This is a genomic window from Dechloromonas sp. H13, from assembly GCF_009469615.1.
Classification (GTDB): Bacteria; Pseudomonadota; Gammaproteobacteria; order Burkholderiales; family Rhodocyclaceae; genus Azonexus.
In genome coordinates this window covers 157,438-180,155 of sequence record NZ_SSXX01000005.1, presented here as the reverse complement: position 1 = coordinate 180,155, position 22,718 = coordinate 157,438, and the positions used below count along the sequence as shown (strand labels likewise).

Annotated in this window: 27 protein-coding genes; 23 read left to right on the top strand and 4 right to left on the bottom strand. The window is 66.7% G+C overall.

What is annotated here, in order from left to right; all coding sequences use genetic code 11:
* Nucleotides 1–123: 123 nt before the first annotated feature.
* On the top strand, nucleotides 124–1,041 hold the full coding sequence (locus GH660_RS12835; protein ID WP_228276489.1) for a LysR family transcriptional regulator: 918 nt from the start codon (nucleotides 124–126) through the stop codon (nucleotides 1,039–1,041).
* Here GH660_RS12835 and GH660_RS12830 read toward each other — a convergent pair.
* Both GH660_RS12830 and GH660_RS12825 read right to left on the bottom strand, forming a co-directional pair.
* Nucleotides 1,025–1,591, bottom strand: a complete 567-nt coding sequence (locus GH660_RS12830) for a DUF3365 domain-containing protein (protein ID WP_153147062.1) — start codon at nucleotides 1,589–1,591, stop codon at nucleotides 1,025–1,027. The genes GH660_RS12835 and GH660_RS12830 overlap by 17 nt on opposite strands.
* A gap of 205 nt (nucleotides 1,592–1,796) precedes the next feature.
* Entirely contained in the window at nucleotides 1,797–3,410 is a 1,614-nt protein-coding gene (locus tag GH660_RS12825; protein WP_153147061.1) for a helicase HerA-like domain-containing protein, read from the bottom strand.
* A 67-nt stretch (nucleotides 3,411–3,477) separates the two neighbouring features.
* On the opposite strand from GH660_RS12825, the gene GH660_RS12820 reads away from it, so the two are divergent.
* From GH660_RS12820 to GH660_RS12725, 20 genes are all read left to right on the top strand, one after another.
* Nucleotides 3,478–4,203 (top strand): YebC/PmpR family DNA-binding transcriptional regulator, encoded by a 726-nt coding sequence (locus GH660_RS12820; protein ID WP_153147060.1) that lies wholly within the window; start codon nucleotides 3,478–3,480, stop codon nucleotides 4,201–4,203.
* Nucleotides 4,200–4,685: a hypothetical protein gene (locus tag GH660_RS12815; protein WP_153147059.1), complete on the top strand. Its 486-nt coding sequence runs from the start codon at nucleotides 4,200–4,202 to the stop codon at nucleotides 4,683–4,685. The genes GH660_RS12820 and GH660_RS12815 overlap by 4 nt, the downstream gene beginning before the upstream one ends.
* Before the next feature lie 31 nt (nucleotides 4,686–4,716).
* Nucleotides 4,717–5,571, top strand: a complete 855-nt coding sequence (locus GH660_RS12810; protein WP_153147058.1) for a DMT family transporter — start codon at nucleotides 4,717–4,719, stop codon at nucleotides 5,569–5,571.
* Nucleotides 5,568–6,101 carry a crossover junction endodeoxyribonuclease RuvC gene (gene ruvC, locus GH660_RS12805; RefSeq protein WP_153147057.1) on the top strand — a complete coding sequence of 178 codons (534 nt, stop codon included), beginning with the start codon at nucleotides 5,568–5,570 and terminating at the stop codon, nucleotides 6,099–6,101. The genes GH660_RS12810 and ruvC overlap by 4 nt, the downstream gene beginning before the upstream one ends.
* Before the next feature lie 9 nt (nucleotides 6,102–6,110).
* Nucleotides 6,111–6,689 carry a Holliday junction branch migration protein RuvA gene (gene ruvA, locus GH660_RS12800; RefSeq protein WP_153147056.1) on the top strand — a complete coding sequence of 193 codons (579 nt, stop codon included), beginning with the start codon at nucleotides 6,111–6,113 and terminating at the stop codon, nucleotides 6,687–6,689.
* 3 nt (nucleotides 6,690–6,692) lie between these two features.
* Complete coding sequence (locus tag GH660_RS12795) at nucleotides 6,693–7,751, top strand: AI-2E family transporter (protein ID WP_153147055.1); 1,059 nt, start codon at nucleotides 6,693–6,695, stop codon at nucleotides 7,749–7,751.
* The gene (gene ruvB, locus GH660_RS12790; protein ID WP_153147054.1) at nucleotides 7,748–8,806 is read left to right on the top strand and encodes a Holliday junction branch migration DNA helicase RuvB; all 1,059 of its coding nucleotides are present in this window, start codon (nucleotides 7,748–7,750) and stop codon (nucleotides 8,804–8,806) included. Before GH660_RS12795 ends, ruvB begins: the two co-directional genes overlap by 4 nt.
* A 100-nt stretch (nucleotides 8,807–8,906) precedes the next feature.
* Entirely contained in the window at nucleotides 8,907–9,329 is a 423-nt protein-coding gene (gene ybgC, locus GH660_RS12785; protein ID WP_153147053.1) for a tol-pal system-associated acyl-CoA thioesterase, read from the top strand.
* Nucleotides 9,326–10,003, top strand: a complete 678-nt coding sequence (gene tolQ, locus GH660_RS12780) for a protein TolQ (RefSeq protein ID WP_153147052.1) — start codon at nucleotides 9,326–9,328, stop codon at nucleotides 10,001–10,003. Before ybgC ends, tolQ begins: the two co-directional genes overlap by 4 nt.
* 4 nt (nucleotides 10,004–10,007) lie before the next feature.
* Nucleotides 10,008–10,418 carry a protein TolR gene (tolR, locus tag GH660_RS12775; protein WP_153147051.1) on the top strand — a complete coding sequence of 137 codons (411 nt, stop codon included), beginning with the start codon at nucleotides 10,008–10,010 and terminating at the stop codon, nucleotides 10,416–10,418.
* Nucleotides 10,415–11,263 carry an energy transducer TonB gene (locus GH660_RS12770; protein WP_153147050.1) on the top strand — a complete coding sequence of 283 codons (849 nt, stop codon included), beginning with the start codon at nucleotides 10,415–10,417 and terminating at the stop codon, nucleotides 11,261–11,263. Before tolR ends, GH660_RS12770 begins: the two co-directional genes overlap by 4 nt.
* 32 nt (nucleotides 11,264–11,295) lie before the next feature.
* Nucleotides 11,296–12,567, top strand: a complete 1,272-nt coding sequence (gene tolB / locus GH660_RS12765) for a Tol-Pal system beta propeller repeat protein TolB (RefSeq protein WP_153147049.1) — start codon at nucleotides 11,296–11,298, stop codon at nucleotides 12,565–12,567.
* Nucleotides 12,568–12,585: 18 nt separating this feature from the next.
* Nucleotides 12,586–13,122, top strand: coding sequence for a peptidoglycan-associated lipoprotein Pal (pal, locus tag GH660_RS12760; RefSeq protein ID WP_153147048.1), 537 nt, complete (start codon nucleotides 12,586–12,588; stop codon nucleotides 13,120–13,122).
* A gap of 2 nt (nucleotides 13,123–13,124) precedes the next feature.
* Nucleotides 13,125–13,868: a tol-pal system protein YbgF gene (ybgF, locus tag GH660_RS12755; RefSeq protein ID WP_153147047.1), complete on the top strand. Its 744-nt coding sequence runs from the start codon at nucleotides 13,125–13,127 to the stop codon at nucleotides 13,866–13,868.
* Nucleotides 13,869–14,507, top strand: a complete 639-nt coding sequence (gene queE, locus GH660_RS12750; protein ID WP_153147046.1) for a 7-carboxy-7-deazaguanine synthase QueE — start codon at nucleotides 13,869–13,871, stop codon at nucleotides 14,505–14,507.
* 84 nt (nucleotides 14,508–14,591) lie between these two features.
* Nucleotides 14,592–15,272: a 7-cyano-7-deazaguanine synthase QueC gene (queC, locus tag GH660_RS12745; protein WP_153147045.1), complete on the top strand. Its 681-nt coding sequence runs from the start codon at nucleotides 14,592–14,594 to the stop codon at nucleotides 15,270–15,272.
* Nucleotides 15,272–16,375, top strand: coding sequence for a YeeE/YedE family protein (locus tag GH660_RS12740; RefSeq protein ID WP_194266315.1), 1,104 nt, complete (start codon nucleotides 15,272–15,274; stop codon nucleotides 16,373–16,375). Before queC ends, GH660_RS12740 begins: the two co-directional genes overlap by 1 nt.
* 43 nt (nucleotides 16,376–16,418) lie before the next feature.
* Nucleotides 16,419–17,414: a YncE family protein gene (locus tag GH660_RS12735; protein WP_153147044.1), complete on the top strand. Its 996-nt coding sequence runs from the start codon at nucleotides 16,419–16,421 to the stop codon at nucleotides 17,412–17,414.
* Nucleotides 17,411–18,166: a polysaccharide deacetylase family protein gene (locus tag GH660_RS12730; RefSeq protein ID WP_153147043.1), complete on the top strand. Its 756-nt coding sequence runs from the start codon at nucleotides 17,411–17,413 to the stop codon at nucleotides 18,164–18,166. Before GH660_RS12735 ends, GH660_RS12730 begins: the two co-directional genes overlap by 4 nt.
* A 3-nt stretch (nucleotides 18,167–18,169) precedes the next feature.
* Nucleotides 18,170–19,147, top strand: a complete 978-nt coding sequence (locus GH660_RS12725) for a sterol desaturase family protein (protein WP_153147042.1) — start codon at nucleotides 18,170–18,172, stop codon at nucleotides 19,145–19,147.
* 4 nt (nucleotides 19,148–19,151) lie between these two features.
* Here GH660_RS12725 and GH660_RS12720 read toward each other — a convergent pair whose 3' ends face one another.
* Nucleotides 19,152–19,370: a hypothetical protein gene (locus GH660_RS12720; RefSeq protein ID WP_153147041.1), complete on the bottom strand. Its 219-nt coding sequence runs from the start codon at nucleotides 19,368–19,370 to the stop codon at nucleotides 19,152–19,154.
* 7 nt (nucleotides 19,371–19,377) lie between these two features.
* Nucleotides 19,378–20,535, bottom strand: coding sequence for a class I SAM-dependent methyltransferase (locus GH660_RS12715; protein WP_153147040.1), 1,158 nt, complete (start codon nucleotides 20,533–20,535; stop codon nucleotides 19,378–19,380).
* Nucleotides 20,536–20,657: 122 nt separating this feature from the next.
* Here GH660_RS12715 and ttcA point away from each other — a divergent pair, with 122 nt between their 5' ends.
* Together ttcA and GH660_RS12705 are read left to right on the top strand one after the other, a co-directional pair.
* Complete coding sequence (ttcA, locus tag GH660_RS12710; protein ID WP_153147039.1) at nucleotides 20,658–21,575, top strand: tRNA 2-thiocytidine(32) synthetase TtcA; 918 nt, start codon at nucleotides 20,658–20,660, stop codon at nucleotides 21,573–21,575.
* 170 nt (nucleotides 21,576–21,745) lie between these two features.
* The gene (locus tag GH660_RS12705) at nucleotides 21,746–22,657 is read left to right on the top strand and encodes an adenylate/guanylate cyclase domain-containing protein (RefSeq protein ID WP_194266314.1); all 912 of its coding nucleotides are present in this window, start codon (nucleotides 21,746–21,748) and stop codon (nucleotides 22,655–22,657) included.
* Nucleotides 22,658–22,718: the final 61 nt, after the last annotated feature.

Sequence of the window (22,718 nt, the reverse complement as noted above, 5' to 3'; positions counted from 1 at the left end):
ACTTCGCCCGTTCGATTCATGCCAATCCACCCGATTCCGCCAATCAATAAAAGCTCGCTGAACGCTATTGAATACGCGAAACCCGGTGTCGACAATTGGTATTATCGGAAGCGAGCATTCGATATGGACGAATCCATGCGCTATGACCTTCCCGACCTGCGGCTGGTCGCCGCCATCGCCGACAGCGGCAGCCTGACGCGCGCCGCCGACCTCGTCCACCTGGCGCCGTCGTCGGCCAGCCATCGCCTGACGCAGTTCGAAACGGCGCTCGGCGTGCCACTGTTCGCCCGCCACGCGCGCGGCCTGACGCCGACGATGGCCGGCGAATCGCTGCTGCGCCACGCCCGTCAGGTCTTCGCCCAGCTCGAACAGATGCACGCCGACCTCGCCCCCTACGCCAGCGGCGTCGCCAGCCAGGTGACGGTGTTCGCCAACACCAACGCGATCAACTGCTTCCTGCCGGAAGACCTCGGCGACTTCCTGCGCGAGCGGCCGCAGATCCGCGTCAGCCTCGAGGAACAGCCGAGTCCGGCGATCATCCAAGCGGTGGCGGCAGGGCAGGTGGAAATCGGCGTCGTCGCCGCCGAAGCCGGGCTCGGCGGCCTGGAAACCCGTCCCTACCGGCGCGACCGCCTGATTCTCGCGGTGCCCGCCGGGCATCCGCTGGCCGGGCGCGGCGCCGCCGCCTTCGCCGACGTCCTTGGCGAACCCTTCGTCTGCCTGCACGCCGGTAGCGCCATCCACACCTTCATGATGAACCACGCGGCGCGCCTCGGTGGCCGGCTCGACGTGCGCATCCAGGTCCGCAGCTTCAACGCGGTCTGCCGCATGGTGGCGGCCGGCGTCGGCATCGGCATGGTGCCACGCTCGTCGGTGGTTGCGGTCGACGGGATAAAAACGGTCGAAATCAGCGACGCCTGGGCGCCGCGCGACCTGCAGCTGTGCGTGCGCTCGCGGGCCGCACTGGCGCCGGCCGCCGCCGCCCTCTTCGACCATCTCGCCGAAAAGGGCGGGGCGCAGGCGCCTACAGCGGGCGCTTGACGGTCAGCGCGCCGCGGATCTGGCCCTGCGAATAGCCGGTCGCCAGGTCGTGCGGGTAGTTTTCCTTGAGCTTCGCCTTGAGCCCTGCGTCGAGCCCGTCGGCCGGGCCGTGGCACTTGAGGCAGACCTCGCCGGCCGGCAGCGCCTTCATGTAGCGGAAGACCGGCTTGCCGTCGATGGTGACGATCTCGGCCTTTTCCAGCGTCTCCGGCTTCTCGCCGTTCGCCGCGCGAATGTCGAAGTCGGCCAGCACACGGGCTTCCCAAAGGTCGGGCGTGCCACGCTCGGCGTTGCGCGTCTTGAGGCTGACGCGGCGGATCGACCAGCCGGTGCTGTCGCGGACTTCCTTGATCAGCTTCGGCGCCTGGTCCTTGCAGACGGGAATCGCCTCCGCCACGCCTTTGGTCGCCACCGCCTCCTGCATGGCATTGACCACTTTGGGCACGACCGGCAGCACCGTCTTCTTCGTTTCGGCGGTCAACGCGGCGACGTCCTGCGCCACGGCAGGCAGGGCGGCGAGCAGCAGGGTGATCGGGAGAAATGCTTTCATGGCCGGCTCCTTCGTAAATTAGAAAACGCTTATTTTACGCCAACCGACGGAATATTCACCCATGTCGTGCGGCAGCCCGTTTCTCCGGCGATCGCTGCGGTCGACCGGCCCGCAAGGCCGAAAATGAAAATGGCGCCGCGGATGCCGGCGCCATTTGCCCGCCGGCAGCGCCCAGAGCGGGCCGCCGCGCCGTTGCCGACTTCGCCTAGCGGCGCCCGCCGAGGATCGACCCCAGCACGCCGCGCAGGATCTGCTTGCCCAGTTCGCGCCCCACCGTGCCGGCCATGCCGCGGGCGGCGCTCTTGGCGGCGGCTTCGATCATGCCTTCGCGCTTGCCGCCGCGCGGGCCGGTGCTGCCGCCGAGCAGGTCGCCGAGGCCGTCGAGGATGCCGCCGCCTGACGGTTGCGGGGCGGGGGCGCTCTGGCGCGGCTGCGGCGCCGGGCGCGGCGCCGGCTGCGCCGTGTGGTTGCCCCAGTCGTTGGCGTCCAGCCCGCCGCCGGCCGGCGGTGCGGGAATGGCGCCGGGTGCCGGCTGGGCGGCGGCCGGCTTGCCGCGCAGGATTTCGAAGGCCGATTCGCGGTCGACGGTCTGGCCGTAGGTCGCGAGCAGCGGCGAGGCCTGGATGACGGCCCGGCGCTCGTCGGCGGTCAGCGGGCCGAGGCGGGAGGCGGGCGGGAAGATGGTGCTGCGGTCGACGACGTTGGGACGGCCCTTTTCGTCGAGGAAGGAGACCAGCGCCTCGCCGACGCCGAGTTCGGTGATGACGGTGGCGGCATCGAACTTGGGGTTGGCGCGCATGGTCTGCGCCGCGGCCTGGACGGCCTTCTGGTCGCGCGGGGTGAAGGCGCGCAGGGCGTGCTGGACGCGGTTGCCGAGCTGGCCGAGGATCTTTTCCGGCACGTCGAGCGGGTTCTGCGTGACGAAATAGACGCCGACGCCCTTGGAGCGGATCAGGCGCACGACCTGTTCGACCTTGTCGGTCAGCGCCTGCGGCGCGTCGGTGAACAGCAGGTGGGCTTCGTCGAAGAAGAAGACCAGCTTGGGCTTGTCGAGGTCGCCGGCTTCCGGCAGCTGCTCGAAGAGCTCGGACAGCAGCCAGAGCAGGAAGGTGGAGTAGAGCGCCGGCGACTGCACCAGCTTTTCGGCGGCCAGCACGTTGATGACGCCGCGGCCGTTCGCGTCCGTCTGCATCAGGTCGTGGATGTCGAGCATCGGTTCGCCGAAGAAGAGATCGCCGCCCTGTTCATCGAGCGTCAGCAGGCCGCGCTGGATGGCGCCGATCGAGGCGGTCGTCACGTTGCCATACTCGGTCTTGTACTGCGCGGCATTGTCGCCGACGTGCTGGACCATCGCCCGCAGGTCCTTGAGGTCGAGCAGCAGCAGGCCCTGGTCGTCGGCGATCTTGAACACCAGCTGCAGGACGCCGGTCTGCGTGTCGTTGAGGTTGAGCAGGCGGGCGAGGAGCAGCGGGCCCATGTCGGACACGGTGGCGCGCACCGGGATGCCGCCCTGGCCGAAGACGTCCCAGAAGGCGACCGGGTTGGCGTAGGGCGCGAAGCCTTCGAGCCCGAGATCCTTCAGGCGCGCCTCCAGCTTGGGGGTGAGGACGCCGGCGGCGCCCATGCCGGAAAGGTCCCCCTTGACGTCGGCCATGAAGACCGGCACACCGGCATACGACAGGCGCTCGGCCATCGACTGCAGGGTGACCGTCTTGCCGGTGCCCGTCGCCCCGGTGATCAGGCCGTGGCGGTTGGCCATCTGCGGCAGCAGGGCGGGGTAGCCGTCTTCGGACTTGGCGAGATAGAGGGGTTCGGACATGGCGGCAAACTCCGGCGTGATAAAATTCTTCGATTCTATCAATGCTGTGCATCTGTCGAGGTAAACCATGGCCGGACACTCCAAATGGGCCAATATCCAACATCGTAAGGGCCGTCAGGACGAGAAGCGCGGCGCCGCCTTCTCCAAGATCGCCAAGGAAATCACCGTCGCCGCCAAGCTGGGCGGCGGCGACGTCAGCTTCAACCCGCGCCTGCGCGTCGCGGTCGACAAGGCCAAGGGCGTCAACATGCCCAAGGACAAGATCGACACCGCGATCAAAAAGGGCACCGGCGAGCTGGAAGGCGTCGATTACGTCGAGATCCGCTACGAGGGCTACGGCATCGGCGGCGCGGCGATCATGGTCGACTGCCTGACCGACAACAAGACGCGCACCGTCGCCGAAGTCCGCCACGCCTTCAACAAGCACGGCGGCAACATGGGCACCGACGGCTGCGTGGCCTTCCAGTTCAAGCACTGCGGCCAGCTGATCTTCGCCCCCGGCACCGACGAGGCGGCACTGATGGATGCCGCCATCGAGGCCGGCGCCGACGACGTGGCGACCAACGACGACGGCTCGATCGAGGTGATCACCGCGCCGACCGAATTCATCGCCGTCAAGGACGCGCTGGAAACCGCCGGCTTCAAGCCGGAATTCGCCGAGGTGACGATGAAGCCGGAAAGCGAGAACGAGTTCACCGGCGACGACGCGGTGAAGATGCAGAAGCTGCTCGACGCGCTGGAAAACCTGGACGACGTGCAGGAAATCTACACCACCGCGGTGATGGACGAGTGAGTCCGGCCGCCATGCGGACCGGCATTTTCGGCGCCTTCCTCCTGGCGTTCGGCGGGGCAGCCGGCGCCGCCGAGCTGGCCTGTCCGGACCTCGCGACGCTGGTCCAGGTCAACGCCTGCCCAAGCGAGGAAGAGCTGCAGTACACCTACACCGGCTATTGCAGCGACAACGCGATGGCCTACGGCAACAAGACCGATCCCTGTGTCCGCTACGCCGATTACCGCAAGCTGAAGAACCTGGCGCTGTGGGAATCCCCGGACGGCCGGTTCGACGGCTACGTGTCGTGCGACCTGCCGCTGGCGCAATGGCGCGGCGCGCGGCCGACCGGCATCGCCCTGGCCGGCCAGGGCAAGGTCACGCGACTGGTCTGCAGCTACCCGAACGGCATCAACCTGACCTACCGGACGCACGAGACCTGCACCCTGCAGGACCCCAGGGCTTGCGCCTCCAACGCCGCGGCCTGCGCCGCCACCTGCAACTGAGCGCCGCGGCCCAGCCCCGGCCCGCCGCCTGATGCAGCGCGTCTACCCGCTGCTCTTCGTCTTCCTGTGGAGCACCGGCTTCATCGGCGCCAAGTACGGGCTGCCGTATGCCGCGCCGCTGTCCTTCCTGCTGACGCGCTACGGGCTGGTCATCGCGCTGATGACGGTCATCGCGCTGGCGACCCGCGCACCATGGCCGAAGTCGCCGCGCCAATGGCTGCACATCGGGGTGTCCGGGTTGCTGGTGCATGCCGTCTATCTCGGCGGCGTCTTCGTCGCCATCGCCCACGGGCTGCCGGCCGGCGTCACGGCGCTGGTCGTCGGCATGCAGCCGTTGTTGACGGCGCTGGGCGCCGGCTGGCTACTCGACGAGAAAGTGAGCGCTCGCCAATGGGGCGGCCTGGCGCTCGGCTTCGTCGGCGTCGGCCTGGTCGTTTCCGGCAAGTTCGGCGACGCGGCGCTGGGGCCGATGCTGATCCCGGCGCTCGTCGCGCTGCTCGGCATCACGGCCGGGACGCTTTACCAGAAGCGCTTCTGCGCCAGCTTCGACCTGCGCACCGGGTCGGTGATCCAGTTCGTGCCGACCGCCTTGCTGACCGCCGTGGCGGTGGCACTGGTCGAGGGTTACCAGGTCGCCTGGACGGGCGATTTCATCTTCGCGCTGGGCTGGCTGGTGCTGGTCCTCTCGATCGGTGCCATCAGCCTGCTCAACCTGCTGATCCGCAACGGCAGCGCGGTGAACGTGGCCAGCCTGTTCTACCTGACGCCGCTGTCGACGGCGCTGATCGCCGGGCTCGTTTTCGGCGAAAAACTGACGTCGACCGCAACCGTCGGCATGGCGCTGGCGGTCGGCGGCGTCTATCTGGTGGCGAGGCCGGCGAAATGAGCGCGCCCCGCATTCTGGGCATCGATCCGGGTTTGCGCGTGACCGGCTTTGGCGTCATCGAGAAGCACGGCAACCAGCTGGTTTATGTCGCCAGCGGCTGCATCAAGTCGAACGACCGGCAGTCGCTGCCCGAGCGCATCGCCACGCTGTTCGCCGGCCTCGGCGAGGTGATCGCCACCTATGCGCCGAACCAGGCGGCGGTCGAAAAAGTGTTCGTCAACGTCAATCCGCAATCGACCCTGCTGCTCGGCCAGGCGCGCGGGGCGGCACTCAGCGCGCTGGTCCATGCCGGCCTGCCGGTGGCCGAATACACCGCCCTGCAGGTCAAGCAGGCGGTGGTCGGGCACGGCAAGGCGGCCAAGGACCAGGTGCAGCACATGGTCGTCCGCCTGCTCGGCCTGCCGGCGGCGCCGACGGCGGATGCGGCCGACGCGCTGGCCTGCGCCATCTGCCACGCGCACGGCGGGCAGGGGCTGGGGGCGCTGGCGACGGCGGGCTATCGCGTTCGCGGCGGACGGCTGATCGGTTAACATGGCGCCATGATTGGACGACTCACCGGCCTACTGGCCGAAAAAAATCCCCCGCAGATCGTGGTCGACGTCAATGGCGTCGGCTACGAGCTCGACGTGCCGATGAGCAGCTTCTACAACCTGCCCGCCGCCGGCGAGAAGGTGACCCTGCTGACTCATTTCGCGGTGCGCGAGGATGGCCATTTCCTCTACGGCTTCCTGAGCGAGGGCGAGCGCTTTGCCTTCCGCCAGTTGCTGAAGATTTCCGGCATCGGCGCCCGTACCGCCTTGTCGGTGCTGTCCGGCCTGTCGGTCGGCGATCTCGCCGCCGCCGTGGCGCGCCAGGAAGTCGGGCGCCTGGTCAAGATTCCCGGCATCGGCAAGAAGACGGCCGAACGTCTGCTGCTCGAATTGAAGGGCAAACTGGCGGAAACCACCGGCGCCGCGCTGCCTGCTACGGTCGACGACGCCAAACAGGACATTTTGAACGCGCTGCTCGCCCTCGGTTACAACGAAAAGGAAGCAGCATCGGCAATGAAGTTGCTGCCGCCGGATGTCGGCACGTCCGATGGCATCCGCCAGGCGCTCAAGCTGCTCTCGAAGGTCTAGGGCGTGTTCACCGAAGAGAACCCCAAACGCCTCGCCCAGATCGCCCTCGTCGCGCTGCTGATCATCGGCTGCATCGCGGTGCTGCTGCCGATGATCGGCGCCATCCTGTTCGCCTTTGTGCTGTGGATCTGTACCTGGGGTGTCTATTCGGAAAGACTGCTGCCGCGCATCGGCGGGCGCCATACCCTGGGCGCCTCGCTGATGACCCTGCTGCTCGTGCTGATCATGCTGCTGCCGATGATCTTTCTGGTCGGCAGCCTGGTCAACGGCGCCGAAGCACTGATCGGCGAGATCCGCCCGCACTTCGAGGAAGGCTTGCCGGCCGAACCGCCCAAGTATCTGGGTGACCTGCCGCTGGTCGGCAGCGAAATCAAGGCCAACTACCATCGCATCGCCAGCAACCGCGCCGAACTCAACGCCGTTCTCAAGCAACTGATCGACCCCGCCCGCCGCCTGGCACTGGCGACCGGCAAGATCGCCGGCAACGGCCTGCTTCAGCTGGCGCTGGTCATCTTCGTCCTCTTCTTCCTTTACCGCGACGGCGAGAAGATCGCCCACGCCCTCTACGTCGGCGCCCGCAAGCTGGGCGGCGACCTTGGCGAGGAAATGATCGAACGGGCACGCGGCACGGTGATCGGCGTCATGCTGGGCATCGTCGGCACGGCGGCCGCCCAGGGTACGGTGGCGATGCTCGGTTTCCTGATCGCCGGCGTGCCGAGCGCCGTGCTGCTCGGCTTCGCCACCTTTTTCCTGTCGATGATTCCGGTCGGCCCGCCGTTGATCTGGGGCGGCGCCGCCGCCTGGCTCTACAATCAGGGCGAAACCGGCTGGGCAATCTTTCTCGTGCTCTACGGCATCTTCGTCATCAGCAGCATCGACAATTTCCTGAAGCCCATCCTGATGGCGCGCGGTGCCGGCATCTCGATCCTGCTCATTGCCCTGGGCGTGATCGGTGGCGTGCTCGTCTTCGGCTTCATCGGCATCTTTCTCGGCCCGGTGCTGCTGGCCCTCGGCCACATGCTGCTCGGCCGCTGGACGCGAGAAGAGGAACAGCCCGCATGATCGAAACCGACAAGCTTGCTGCGGTCGACCGCATCATCGCCCCCAATTCCCGGTCGGCGCAGGAAGAAGCGCTCGAACGCGCGTTGCGCCCCAAGCGCCTGGCCGACTACACGGGCCAGGCCAAGATCCGCGAACAGCTGGAAATCTTCATCGAAGCCGCCCGCAAACGCGGCGATTCGCTCGACCACGTGCTGCTCTTCGGCCCGCCCGGCCTGGGCAAGACGACGCTGGCCCACATCGTCGCCCACGAAATGGGCGTCAACCTGCGCCAGACCTCGGGCCCGGTGCTCGAACGCGCCGGCGACCTCGCCGCCATCCTGACCAACCTCGAACCGCACGACGTGCTGTTCATCGACGAAATCCACCGCCTCAGCCCGGTGGTCGAGGAAATCCTCTACCCGGCGCTCGAGGACTTCCAGATCGACATCATGATCGGCGAAGGCCCGGCCGCGCGCTCGGTCAAGCTCGATCTGCCGCCGTTCACGCTGGTCGGCGCCACGACGCGCGCCGGCATGCTGACCAACCCGCTGCGCGACCGCTTCGGCATCGTCGCCCGGCTGGAGTTCTACACCGCCGATGAGCTCAAAAGCATCGTCAGCCGCTCGGCGAGCCTGCTCAACGCGCCGGTCGACCCTGACGGCGCGCTGGAAATCGCCCGCCGCTCGCGCGGCACGCCGCGCATCGCCAACCGCCTGCTGCGCCGCGTGCGCGACTACGCCGAGGTCAGGGCGGACGGCCAGATCACCCGCGCCGTCGCTGATGCCGCCCTGGCGATGCTCGACGTCGACCCGGCCGGTCTCGACATCATGGACCGCAAGCTGCTCTCGGCCGTCATCGACAAGTTCGGCGGCGGTCCGGTCGGCGTCGACAACCTCGCCGCCGCCATCGGCGAAGCGCGCGACACCATCGAGGACGTCCTCGAACCCTACCTGATCCAGCAAGGCTACCTGCAGCGCACCCTGCGCGGGCGCATCGCCACCCCGGCGATCTACCGCCACCTCGGCCTGGCCGAACCGAACAGCGCCGTCGTGCGTGACCTGCTTTCCGAGGAATAACGGGGCGTCGCGGGCGTTTTTCGGTGATTGAAAAAGGCCAGAATTAGCATGGAAACAAACCGTTACAAATGATTCCTGCGAAGTCAGGTAAAATCGCCCGATGAAGTTCGAGCCGAAACCCAACGCCTTCTCAATCCCCGTGCGCGTCTATTACGAGGATACCGATGCCGGCGGGGTCGTCTATTACGCCAATTACCTGAAGTTCTTCGAACGCTGCCGCACCGAATGGATGCGCCAGGTCGGCCACGACCAGTCGCAGCTCGCGGCGGAGGCCGGCATCGCCTTCATGGCGCGCAAGGCCAGCTGCGAATACCTCAAGCCGGCGCGGCTCGATGACCAGCTGACGATCGGCCTCGAAGTCGAAAAGCTGACCCGCGTCCGCGTCGTCTTCCGCCAGCACGTGCGGCGCGGCGACGAGGAACTAGTCACCGGCACCGTCGAGATCGCCTGCGTCGACATCGGCAAGATGGCGCCGGCGCCGATTCCCGAATTCCTGCACAGCAAACTGGAAGCACTGAAATGAACGTCACCCAGGATCTTTCCATCCTCCACCTGATCCTCAACGCCAGTGCGGTGGTGCAGGCCGTCATGGCCTTGCTGGCCGGCGTCTCCTTCATGTCCTGGTACTACATCTTCATGAAGTGGTACGCGGTCACGCAGGCGCGCGCCAAGACCGAGACCTTCGAGCGCGATTTCTGGTCGGGCGGCGACCTCACCAATCTCTACAATAGCGCAGTCAACGACCGCCACCACGCCGGTTCGATGGAGCGCATCTTCGAGTCGGGCTTCCGCGAGTTCGCCAAGCTCAAGGGCCAGAAGAACCTCGACCCGAAGGACGTCATCGACGGATCGCGGCGCGCCATGCGCGCCACCTACCAACGCGAGATGGACGCCCTGGAAGCGCACCTCGCCTTCCTCGCCTCGGTCGGCTCGGTCTCGCCCTACATCGGCCTGTTCGGCACCGTCTGGGGCATCATGCATTCCTTCCGCGGTCTCTCGAACGTCGGCCAGGCAACGCTGTCCGCCGTCGCCCCGGGCATCGCCGAGGCGCTGGTCGCCACCGCCATCGGCCTCTTCGCGGCGATTCCCGCCGTGCTCGCCTACAACCGCTTCTCGCACGACATCGACCGCCTCGCCGTGCGCTACGAGTCGTTCATGGAGGAGTTCTCCAACATCCTCCAGCGGCAGATGAGGTAAAGCGATGCGCCAGCGCCGCCTCAAGAACGAGATCAACGTCGTTCCCTACATCGACGTCATGCTGGTGCTGCTCGTCATCTTCATGGTGACGGCGCCGATGATGACGACCTCGACCATCGACGTGCCCTCGGTCGGCAAGGCCAACACCGCCCCGGCGATGCCGCTGGAAGTGGCGATCAAGGCCGATCAGAGCATGACGCTGACCGACCGCGCCGGAAATGGCCGGGAAATCCGCGTCGACCGCAGCGAACTCAAGTCGCGCATCCTGGCGGCGCAGCAGAAGAACCCGGAGCAGCCGGTGCTGATCGCCGGCGACAAGAACGTCAAATACGAGGCGGTACTGTCCGTGATGGACGAATTGCAGCGTGCCGAGGTCAAGAAAATCGGCCTCCTGGTGCAAACCACCGGCAAATGATTCTCGAACGGCGCGAAGAACCCGGCAGGAAGTACGCGCTGACGTTCACCATCCTGGTGCACGTCGGCCTGCTCGCCTTCCTGTTCTTCGGCGTGCAGTGGAAGCGCAGCCAGCCGGACGTGGTCGAGGTCGAACTGTTCTCCAGCCGCCCGGTGCCGGCCGTCCAGGCGGCGGCACCACCGCCGCCACCGCCCCCGGAAACGAAGCCGGAGCCGCCCCCCGAACCGAAACCGTTGCCCAAGGCCGAGCCGAAACCCGAACCGCCCCCGCCGAAGAAGCCGGACATTGCGATCAAGGAAGAAAAAAAGCCGCCCAAGCCCGAGCCGAAAAAGCCGGAACCGGAACCGAAGAAACCCGAACCCAAGCCCGAGCCGAAGAAACCGGAACCCAGGCCCGAACCCAAAAAGCCCGAGCCGAAGCCGGAGGCCAAGCCGGAACCGAAGGCGCCCGACTTCAGCGACATGCTCAAGCGCGAGGCCGCCGAGCGCAGCCCGCGTCCGAACGCTTCGCAGCAGATGGCCAAGGCCGCTGCCGCCGAAGCCGAGCAGCGGGCGGCGGCGGGCAAGAAAGGGCTGCAGGACTACGCCAACAAGATCCGCAACAAGGTGCGCGGCAACATCGTCCTGCCGCCGAACATCCAGGGCAATCCGGAAGCGATCTTCGAGGTGAACCAGCTGCCGTCCGGCGAGGTGCTCGACGTCCGGCTCAAGCGTTCGAGCGGCAATCCCGGCCTCGACGCCGCCATCGAGCGGGCCATCCTGAAATCCTCGCCGCTGCCCAAACCCGACGATCCCGCCCTGTTCCGGCGCGACCTGGAAATCAAATACAAGCCATTTGAAGAGTAGAATCGCGCGAACCCATGACGAAATCGAGTCCCATGCCCCAGATTTTCCACAAAATCCTCTTCGCACTGTCGCTTTTGGCCGCCGTAACGGCCCAGGCGCAGCTTTCCGTCGAAATCACCGGCGCCGGCGCCAACCGCATCCCGGTGGCGATCGCCAATTTCGCCGGCGATGCGGCGGCCGCCCAGGTCGTCACCGCGACGGTGCGCGCCGACCTCGAACGCAGCGGCCTGTTCAAGCTGATCGACCCGGCCGGCGCGACCCTCGACGAAAACGCACAGGTCAGTTTCGCCGACTGGAAGGGCCGCGGCGCCGACGCACTGGCTGCCGGCAGCGTCACGCGCGGGCCGGACGGCCGCATGCAGGCGCGCTTCCGTCTCTACGACACGCAAAAGCAGGCGGCGCTGGGCGGTGCCGTCTACGTCACTGGCAACGACCAGTTGCGCGCCGCCGGCCACCGCATCGCCGACTACATCTACGAGAAGCTGACCGGCGAGAAGGGCGTCTTCTCGACGCGCATCGCCTACGTCGTCAAGTCCGGCGGCCAGTTCCGCCTGCAGATCGCCGACGCAGACGGGCAGGGCGCCGTGACGGCGCTGAGCTCGACCGAACCGATCATCTCGCCGGTCTGGTCGCCGGACGGAAGCAAGCTGGCCTACGTCTCGTTCGAGAAAAAGAAGCCGGTCATCTACGTGCATGCGCTGGCCAGCGGCCAGCGCCAGGTGGTGGCCAACTTCAAGGGCTCCAATTCCGCCCCGGCCTGGTCGCCCGACGGCCGCAAGCTGGCCGTCGTCCTCTCCAAGGACGGCAATTCGCAGATTTATTCGGTCAATGCCGACGGCACCGGCCTCCAGCGCCTGACCCAGTCGGCCGGCATCGACACGGAGCCGCGCTATTCGCCCGACGGCGGCAGCATCTACTTCACCTCGGACCGCGGCGGCAGCCCGCAGATCTACCGGATGGGCGCCAACGGCGGGGACGCCCAGCGCATCACTTTCGAAGGCAGCTACAACGTGTCGCCGCGCCCATCGCCCGACGGCAAGAGCCTGGCCTTCATCAGCCGCCGCGACGGTCGCTTCCAGCTCGCCGTGATGGACCTCGCCAGCAAGCAGGTGCAGATCCTGACCGACTCGAACAAGGACGAATCCCCGAGTTTCGCCCCCAACAGCCGCATGATCCTGATCGCCACTGAAACCGGCGGCCGCGGCGTCCTTTCCGCTGTTTCCAGCGATGGCAGGATCAAGCAGCGCCTCTCGATTGCCGCCGGCGACGTCCGCGAGCCGGCCTGGGGCCCCTTCATTCAATAATCTTCAACGGAGAACACCATGAATAAACTGCTCGTACCCGCCCTGCTCGCCGCCCTGATCGTCGGTTGCAGCTCGACCCCGGTCGATGAAACCTCCGGCGCGCCGGTCGAATCGCGCAGCGGCTCCGGCGTCACGCCGGTCACCGCCGGCGGCCTCGACTCGCGCGGCCTGCCGCGCGAGCTGACCGATCCCAAGAGCCAGCTGTCGCAGCGCAGCATCTACTTCGACCTCGACAAGTACGAGGTCAAGGCCGAGTATCAGGATCTGGTCGCCGCCCATGCCAAGTACCTTATCGCCAACCGCGGCTTCAAGGTGCTGATCCAGGGCAATACCGACGAGCGCGGTAGCCGCGAGTACAACCTGTCGCTCGGCCAGAAGCGTTCCGACGCGGTCAAGCGTTCGCTGGTCCTGCTCGGCGCCAAGGAAGATCAGGTCGAATCGGTCAGCCTCGGCGAGGAAAAGCCGAAGAACCCCGGCCACGACGAAGCGGCCTGGGCGGAAAATCGCCGCGCCGACATCCTCTACCGCGCACCCGACGGTCGCGGCGAGTTCTGAGCATGCGTGCCCTGCGCATCGCCCTCCTGCTTTCCGCGCTCGGCGCCGCCTCGGCCCAGGCCGGCATGTTCGACGACGAAGAGGCGCGCCGCCAGATCAAGGATCTGACGATCAAGAACGAGGCGCGCTTCGATCAGCAGGGCAAGACCCAGCTCGACCTCGCCAACCAGCTTTCGCGCCAGTCGGAGGAAATCGCCCGCCTGCGCGGCCAGGTCGAAACACTGACCTACGAGCTGGAAACCGCCAAGAAGCGCCAGCAGGACTTCTATCTCGACCTCGACACCCGCCTGCGCAAGCTCGAACCGCAGGGCGCCGGCGGGTCTGCTGCGGTCGACGGCGGAAATGCGGCAAATTCGGCGGGCGCCGGCGACCCGGCCAGGGAATCGCGCGACTACGAGGCCGCGCTGAACAACTTCAAAGCCAACAAGTACAAGGAAGCGTCCTGGGGCTTTTCCGCCTTCGTCCAGAAATACCCGGACAGCTCGCTGGCGCCGAACGCCCAGTTCTGGCTGGGCAACGCCTTCATCGCCCAGCGCAACTGCGCCAAGGCGATCGAGGCGCATTCGGTGGTCACGACCAAATACGCCGACAGTGCCAAGGCGCCGGATTCGTGGCTGGCGATGGCGACCTGCCAGCAGGAGATGGGCAATCCGACGGCGGCGAAGCGCTCGCTGGAAACGCTGGTGGCCAAGTACCCGAATGCGCCGGCCGCCGATACCGCGCGTGATCGCCTGAAGAAAAAGTAGTTGGCGCTGCGTCTCACCGAAATCTTCTTCTCGCTGCAGGGCGAGGCATCGCGCGTCGGCCTGCCGACGGTGTTCGTCCGCCTCACCGGCTGCCCGCTGCGCTGCGTCTGGTGCGACACCACCTACAGCTTCACCGGCGGCGAACCGGCGACGGTCGCTGCGGTGCTGGCCGAGGTGGCGAAGTACCCGGCGCGCCAGGTCTGCGTCACCGGCGGCGAGCCGCTGGCGCAGAAGGAATGCCTGGCGCTGCTGGGCGCGCTGTGCGACGCCGGCTACGACGTCTCGCTGGAAACCTCGGGCGCCCTCGACATCGCCGCGGTCGACCCGCGCGTGGCGCGCATCATGGACCTCAAGGCGCCGGGGTCCGGCGAATGTGACAGGAACCGCTGGGAAAACCTGGCGGCGCTGACCGCGCGCGACGAAATCAAGATCGTCATCGCTTCGCGCGCCGACTACGAATGGGCGCGCGCCATGCTGCGCGAACAGCGCCTGAACGCGCGCTGCCCGGTGCTTTTCTCGCCCGCGCAAGGGCTGGTCGACCCGACGGCGCTGGCCGACTGGATCCTCGAGGACGGCCTTGACGTGCGTTTCCAGCTGCAGCTGCACAAGCTGTTGTGGGGCAACGCCAAGGGAAAATAGGGGGCTGCCGGGCCGGGCATTTCCAGCGCCGGAACAAGCAGATAGCGACGCAATCCAAGGCGTAATCGGGTATATTCGCGCCCCATGATGAAGCCTGCAGTCGTTCTCCTCTCCGGCGGACTCGATTCCGCCACCTGCCTCGCCATCGCCCGCAGTCAGGGCTTCGCCTGCTACTGCCTGTCCTTCGACTACGGCCAGCGGCACAACGCCGAACTGCGGGCCGCCGCGCGGGTCGCGCAGGCGCTGGGGGCGGTCGAACACCGCGTCCTCAGCCTCGGCCTCGCCCAGTTCGGCGGCTCGGCGCTGACCGACACCCGCATCGCCGTGCCCACCGCCGGCGTCCAGCCCGGCATTCCCGTCACCTACGTGCCGGCGCGCAACACCATCATGCTGTCGCTGGCCCTAGCCTGGGCCGAGGTGCTGGGCAGCCGCGACATCTTCGTCGGAGTCAATGCGGTCGACTATTCCGGCTATCCCGATTGCCGCCCGGAATACATCGCGGCCTTCGAGAAAATGGCCAACCTGGCGACGCGGGCCGGTGTCGAAGGCGCCCGGCTGGTCATCCACGCGCCGCTGATCGACCTTTCCAAGGCCGACATCATCCGCACCGGCAGCCGGCTGGGCGTCGATTACGGGCTCACCGTATCCTGCTACCAGGCCGATGCCGACGGCCGCGCCTGCGGCGTCTGCGATTCCTGCCGACTGCGCGCCGAAGGCTTCGCCGCCGCCAGCGTTCCCGACCCCACCGCCTACGTCCTCCGCTGATGGAATCCGCCGTTTCAGCCAACACCATTCTCTGGCTCGCCTTCGCCGTCGCCTTCGTCTTCGGCGCCATCGGCCAGAAAACCCATTTCTGCACCTTGGGCGCCGTGTCCGACATCGTGAACATGGGCGACTGGAACCGCATGCGCATGTGGCTGCTGGCCATCGGCGTGGCGATCCTCGGTTCGGCGGCGCTGCATGCGGCCGGCCTGATCGACCTCGGCAAATCGATCTACCGGACGCCCAACTTCACCTGGCTTTCCTACATCGTCGGCGGCCTCTGTTTCGGTATCGGCATGGTGCTCGCTTCCGGTTGCGGTTCGAAGACGCTTATCCGCATCGGCAGCGGCAACCTGAAGTCGGTGATCGTCTTCCTGGTCCTCGGCATCGTCGCCTACATGACCATGCGCGGGGTCTTCGGCGTCTTCCGCGTCAATGTGCTGGAAAAGGCGGCCCTCTCCTTCCCCGGCGGGCAGGACGTGCCAGCGCTGCTGACGGCCGCCGGCATGGACCCGCAAACGGCTTTCCTGCTCGCGGTTCTCGCCATCGGCGGCGGGTTGACCGCATTCAGCCTGTTCCGGCGCGAATTCTGGACGCTCGACAACCTGCTCGGCGGCCTCGGCACCGGGCTGGCCGTGGTCGCCGCCTGGTACGTCAGCGGCCACCTCGGCTACCTGCCGGAGCACCCGGAGACGCTGGAGGAAGCCTTCATCGCCACCAACAGCGGGCGCATGGAATCGCTGACCTTCGTCGCGCCGCAGGCTTACGCGCTGGAACTGCTGATGCTGTGGTCGGACACCAGCCGCAAGATGACTTTCGCCATCGCCACCGTGCTCGGCGTGATCGCCGGTTCCGGCGCATGGGCCCTGCTGACCCGCAGTTTCCGCTGGGAGGGCTTCGCCAGCGTCGAGGATACCGCCAGCCACCTGCTCGGCGCCGCGCTGATGGGCTTCGGCGGCGTGACGGCGATGGGCTGCACGGTGGGGCAGGGCATCACCGGCTTCTCGACGCTGGCGCTCGGCTCCATCGTCACCTTCCTGGCGATCGTCGCCGGCGCCGCGGCAACCCTAAAATTCCAGTACTGGCGGGTGATGCGCGAGGCATAATAGCGGGCGGCAGCCGGATCGGCTGTCGCACTCGACTATCGCCATGTTCGCCCGTTTCCTAAGCCAGACCCGCTTCGCCGCCTTTCTCGCCTGCCTGCCGCTGTTTGTCGCTGCCGGCGATGGCCTCGCCGCTCCCCCCGGACTTGCCATCGCGCTGAATTCCGCCGACGGCACGATCAGCCTGATCGACACCGAAACCTACAAGGTGGTCGGCAAGGCGGTGGCCTGCAAGGAGCCGCACCACCTGATGCCGTCGCCCGACGACAAGTCGGTCATCGTCGCCTGCTCGGCCTCCAACCAGCTGGTCTTCTTCGATCCATTGACCGGCCGGGAACAGAAGCGCATCCGCAACATTTCCGACCCCTACCAGATCGGCTTCTCGCCCGACCGCAAGTGGTTCGTCAGCAACTCGCTGCGCCTCGACCGCGTCGACCTCTACGACGCCGCCGATTTCCGGCTCAAGGCGCGTCTGCATGCGCCGCGCACTCCGTCGCACATGGCCTTCGACGCCGGCAACGAGTACGTCTTCATCACCCTGCAGGATTCCAACGAGGTGATGGCGATCAACCTGAAGACGCAAAAGACCGAATGGGTCATGCCGGTCGGCCCGACCCCGGCAGGGATCGTCATGACCCCCGACAACCGCCATCTCCTGGTCGCCATCATGGGCGAGGGCTATGTCGAGGTGATCGACTGGAAGGCGCAGAAGACGGTGAAGAAGGTGCCGACCGACACCGCCGCCCACAACCTGCACCCGCGCGGCGACGGACGTCACTACTTCGTTTCGAATCGCTCGGTGAGCGGCGGCAGCATTTCGCTGCTCGATACTCAGACCATGACCGTCGTCGAAAAGTACGACGTGCCGGGCGGCCCGGACGACATGGAAGTCCGCGCCGACGGCAAGGAGCTGTGGGCAACCGCCCGCTTCGGACGGCGCGTCCAGGTGGTGGACCTGATCAGCAAGACATTGAAGACCTCGATCCCGGTCGGCAGTTCGCCGCACGGGGTGTTCTTCCTGAATCACGCGCCGCGCAAATGAGCGCCCGTCAGCCGTTGCGCCGCCTGGCCTTCGCCGCTCTGCTCGCCGCGACGGCCGGCATGGCACACGCCGCCTGCAGCGGCCGCCTGTACCTGACCTTCGACACCGGCAACATGCGGCATGCCGAACTGATCGCCGAGATACTGGCCAGGCACCAGGCCAGGGCCACCTTCTTCGTCGCCAACGAGAAGACCCTGCGCGGCGACCATGCTCTGGACCAGAGCTGGGCGCCCTACTGGCAGGCGCGGGTGGCCGAGGGCCACGCCTTCGGCAGCCATACCTGGCGACATGGCAGCTTCCGCCAGGACAGCGGCGGGCAGACCCGCTACCGGCTGATGAACGGCAAGACGGAAAATCTCGGTGCCGATGCCATCTGCACCGAGATCCGCCAGCCCGACACCCGCTTCCGGGAACTCACGGGCCGCCCCCTCGACCCGCTGTGGCGTGCCCCCGGCGGGCGCACCACGCCGGCGACGCTGAAGGCCGCGCAGGCCTGCGGCTACCGCCATGTCGGCTGGGCGCCGGCCGGCTTCCTCGGCGACGAACTCCCTTCCGAAACCTATCCGAATCAGTTGCTGGTCGACCGCGCGGTGGGCAATCTCAAGGACGGCGACATCGTCATGGCCCACCTCGGCATCTGGTCGCGCCAGGAACCGTTCGCGCCGGCGCTCGACCAACTGCTCGACCGCCTGCAGGCCCGGGGCTTCTGCTTTGCGACGCTGGCGCCGGCCGCCGGTACGGTGGGCAGATAGAACATGGTCCAGCAATTCCTCGACACCTTCGTGCTGATCCAGGGCTGGCTGCTCGAGCATATCGTGCAGCCGCCGCTGCTGGCGCTGGGACTCGGCAGCTACCTGGAGGTCGCTTTCGACGGCGTCGAATTCTTTCTCTACGGTGTCCTGCAGCTGAGCATCGCCTACATGCTGCTGCGTCCGCTCGAGCATTTCCGCCCCATCGAGCGCTGGCCGGACCGCAAGGCGGTGCGCGTCGACGTCCTCTACACCTTCCTCGACCGCCTCGGCATCGTTCCGCTGGCGGTCTTCGCGCTCCTCAGCCCGCTGTTCCTCCATCTCGAAAGCTGGCTGCGCTTCCACGACATCATCCCGCCGCAGCTCGAGGATGCCTTTCCCTCGCTGGAAAATTATCCACTGGTCAGCTTCGTCGTCTATCTGGTCATCCTCGATTTCGCCGAGTACTGGCGCCACCGCCTGGCGCACACCTTCCGCTGGTGGTGGGCGCTGCATGCCATCCACCACAGCCAGCGCCAGATGTCGCTGTGGACCGACAGCCGCAACCATCTGCTCGACGACCTGATCGGCGGCGCCTGGTTCGCCCTGATCGCGCTCTGCATCGGCGTCCCGCCCGGACATTTCGTCGGCCTCATGGTCGCCGTGCGCATCGTCGAGAACCTGTCGCACGTGAACGCCCGGCTACACTTCGGCTGGCTCGGCGAACGCCTGCTGGTCAGCCCGCGCTACCACCGCTGGCATCATGCGGTCGACCTGCCGCCGGGCCGCAATTTCCGCTTCGGCTGCAATTTCGCCATTCTCTTCCCGATCTGGGACCGCCTGTTCGGCACCCAGTACCTGGGCGAGGAACTGCCGGCGACCGGGGTCCAGTCGCCGACCCTCGCCGCCCCGGCGCACGCCGACCACTTCTGGGCACAGCAGCGCGACGGCATCGCCGGGCTGGTCAAAGCGGTCAAGGCGACGCTCGGCCAGGCCCCCCGCTGAGGCCTCACTCCCCTTCGTTTTCCTTCAGCTTCTCGATCACCAGCGGAAAGGCGCCCGAGCCGATCAGGGCGACGGCGGAAACGATGAAGGCCAGGCCGGCCATCGGGTCATCGAGGACCGGATGCAGCAGGGCGCCGAAGCCGGCGACGCTGAGCAGGCCGGGAACGGCGCACAGGATGCCGAGGGTGGTGAGCACGATGAACGAGAGCGGGTAGTGGCGCATGAGTAACCTATAGACGGCGGCTCTGGTCGCCGCTGGCGAAGCCGCACAACGGCTGCTCGATGCCGCGACCGATGGCGATGACCTTGAACAGCTCGCCCATCTCGTGCGGCATCAGCAGCTTGTTGATGGCGCCGGCAGCGCGGATGTAATCCGGTGTATCGGCGGGCTGCGCCGCCAGCAGGTCGAGAATGCCGCAGTTGAGCAGGAACTGGCCCTGGCTGGCGTAGCCCAGGAGATCGAGCCCGGCCGCATCGGCGGCGGCGATCACGGCCGTGAAATCGACATGCACCGTGACATCCTGCAGGCCGGGCAGGTAGAAGGGATCGGGGTGCGCATGGTGGCGATAGTGGCACATCAGCGTGCCGCGGCCGCGCTGCTGGTGGTAGAACTCGCGGCGCGGAAACCCGTAGTCGATCAGGAGCAGGGCGCCGCGTTTCAGGCGGTGGCCCCATTCGGCGGCCCAGGCACGGTTCGCCAGGCTGATTTCGCTTTCGTAGCCGGGCGGCAGACGGCACTGGCGGCCGATTTCCTGCGCGGCCGCCAGCAGCGCGCCGGCCGCCGGTCGCTCGTTCCACGTGAAACCGCCTTGCCGGTCCAGCCCGACCCCGCGCTCGACAATCCCGTCTTCCCGCCAGGCAACGACGTGGGCCGGCATGGCGTCGAGCAATTCGTTGGCGACGACGACCCCGGCGAATGCTTCCGGCAGGGCATCGAGCCAGCGCACCCGCGCCAGCAGGTGCGGCACGGCGGCGGCCAGCGTCGCCCGCTGGCGTTCGCGCAGATCGGCGGAGAGATCGAGGATGTCGTAGTGCGCCGGCAAGGCGTCGAGGCGTTCGAGTTCGAGCAGAAGATCGGCGGCCAGACGGCCGGAACCGGCCCCCACCTCGAGCACGTGCGGCGCCGACCGGGCCGTCACCTGGGCGACCTGGCGCGCCAGCGCACGGCCGAAATAGGCCGTCATTTCCGGCGCGGTGACGAAATCGCCGGCGGCGCCGAATTTCCGCGCGCCCGCCGAGTAGTAGCCGAGACCCGGTTGATAGAGGGCCATCTCCATGAAGCGGGCGAAGGAAATCCAGCCGCCGGCGGCGCCGATTTCGCCGGCGATCGCGGCGACCAGGGCCCGGCTGTGGGCTGCGGCTTCGGGAGAAGGTTGGGGGAGAGTCATGGTATTTCCGGAAAGAAGACGATTTTAGCGGTCGCCGTGGCATTGCGCCGGAAAATTATCGCCGTCTCGCGGTAAACTTCGCCCTTTTCCGCGGTCGACCGCGGAAGGCAACGAAAATCGCCATGGAAACCTCGAACACCCTGCAAAAGCTCCGGAAATTCCTCGAAGGCCGCGTCGGCAAGGCGATCGGCGACTACAAAATGATCGAGGACGGCGACACCGTCCTGGTCTGCGTTTCCGGCGGCAAGGATTCCTACACGCTGCTCAACATCCTGCTCGCCCTGCAGCAGCGGGCGCCGATCAGCTTCCGCCTGATCGCGATGAATCTCGACCAGAAGCAGCCCGGTTTTCCGGCCGACGTCCTGCCGCGCTATTTCGATTCGCTGGGGGTGGACTACCGCATCGTCGAGGCCGACACCTATTCGATCGTCAAGGACAAGATCCCCGAAGGCAAGACCACCTGTTCGCTTTGCTCGCGCCTGCGCCGCGGCATCATTTACCGGACGGCCAAGGAACTGGGCGCCAACAAGATCGCCCTCGGCCACCATCGCGACGACATGGTCCATACGCTGTTCCTCAACATGCTGTTCGGCGGCAAGCTGAAGGCCATGCCGCCCAAGCTGGTCACCGACGACAAGGCACACGTCGTCATCCGGCCGCTCGCCTATTGCCCGGAAAAGGACATCGCCCGCTTCGCGCGCGGCATGGAATTCCCGATCATTCCCTGCAATCTGTGCGGGTCGCAGGAAAACCTGCAGCGCCAGAAGATCCGGGCAATGATGGAGGACTGGGATCGCAGGTACCCGGGGCGCACCGAAGCGGTATTCACCGCCATGCAGAATGTCGTGCCTTCGCACCTGGCCGACAACATGCTGTTCGATTTTCCCGGTCTGACGCTGGAGACGCCGGTGGACGAGGGCGACATCGCCTTCGACGAACCCGAGATGCCGTTGCGCGGCGGCGTGCCGATCGCTGTTGCGCCAGGCCCGGAAACGACACCCACTGGTGGAAATTTTTCCCGGGAATTCATGGGCATGTGAAAAACCTCACGTCTTGTGAAGTCGGCCGTTCCCTATACTGAATGCATGATCGACCCAACCCCATCCCGGAGAATGCCATGCTTGGCCACGCAAGCCGCAAAGGTGCATTGAAGCTGGTCCAGTCGCCCGGAGAGTGCGATAATTCGCAGCTTCTACCGGACCTTGACGTGATGACTGATACGCAACGCAGATTGATCGTGATGTTCGCCGACGTATCGGACAGCGCCCGACTGTTCGAACGCCTGGGAGATACCGAAGCATCCTATGCCGTCGAGCGTTGCCTCAAGCGCATGGAACGCGCCATCGCCGGCTATGGCGGACAGGCGGTCGAGGTTTCGGGCGACGGTCTGCTGGCCACCTTCGAGTCGGCGGAGCAGGCCTGCCATGCCGCGATCGACATGCAGTCGCGGGTGTCCAAGCTGCCCCCGGTGTCCGGCCTCAAGCTGACCATCCGCATCGGCCTCCATGTCGGCTCCATCGCCGTCGGCAAGGACACGATCAAAGGTTCCGCCATCGAAAGCACCGGCCGCATCGCCGGCAAGGCGCGCATCGACCAGATTCTCGCCAGCTCCCTGCTGATCGCCGAATTGCCCAAGCGGACACCCATCCTCAGCCGTCCGATGCCCGACCTCGGCAGCCTGAAGGAGGGCGAAACCACCTTCGATCTCGCCGAAATCGACTGGCTGGCCAATGAAGAAAATCAGCGCAAGCACGACAACATCGCCGTCGATCCGACGCCCAGCCAGTTCCTGGCGGATGTCGACCGCCTGTGCATTCGCTACCGCGGCAACGCCTTTCTGCTCGACGAGAAATCGCCCCTCCTGACCCTCGGCCGCGACCCGTCGAACAAGCTGGTCATCGTCGACCGCAAGGCCTCGCGCCAGCACGGGCGGATCGAACGGCGCAACAACAGCTACTACTACGTCGACAGCAGCACCAACGGCAGCTTCCTGACCATCGGCAGCCAGGGCGAAGTCCTGCTGCGGCGGCGCGAAATCGAACTCAAGGGCAACGGCCGGATATCGTTCGGCGCCTCGGCGAGCGACCCGAAAGCCGATTTCGCCGACTTCGAACATCTCTGATCGACAGACAAGCCGGCACCATGAAAAACGGCCGCCCTCGGGCGGCCGTTGCGGTCGACGA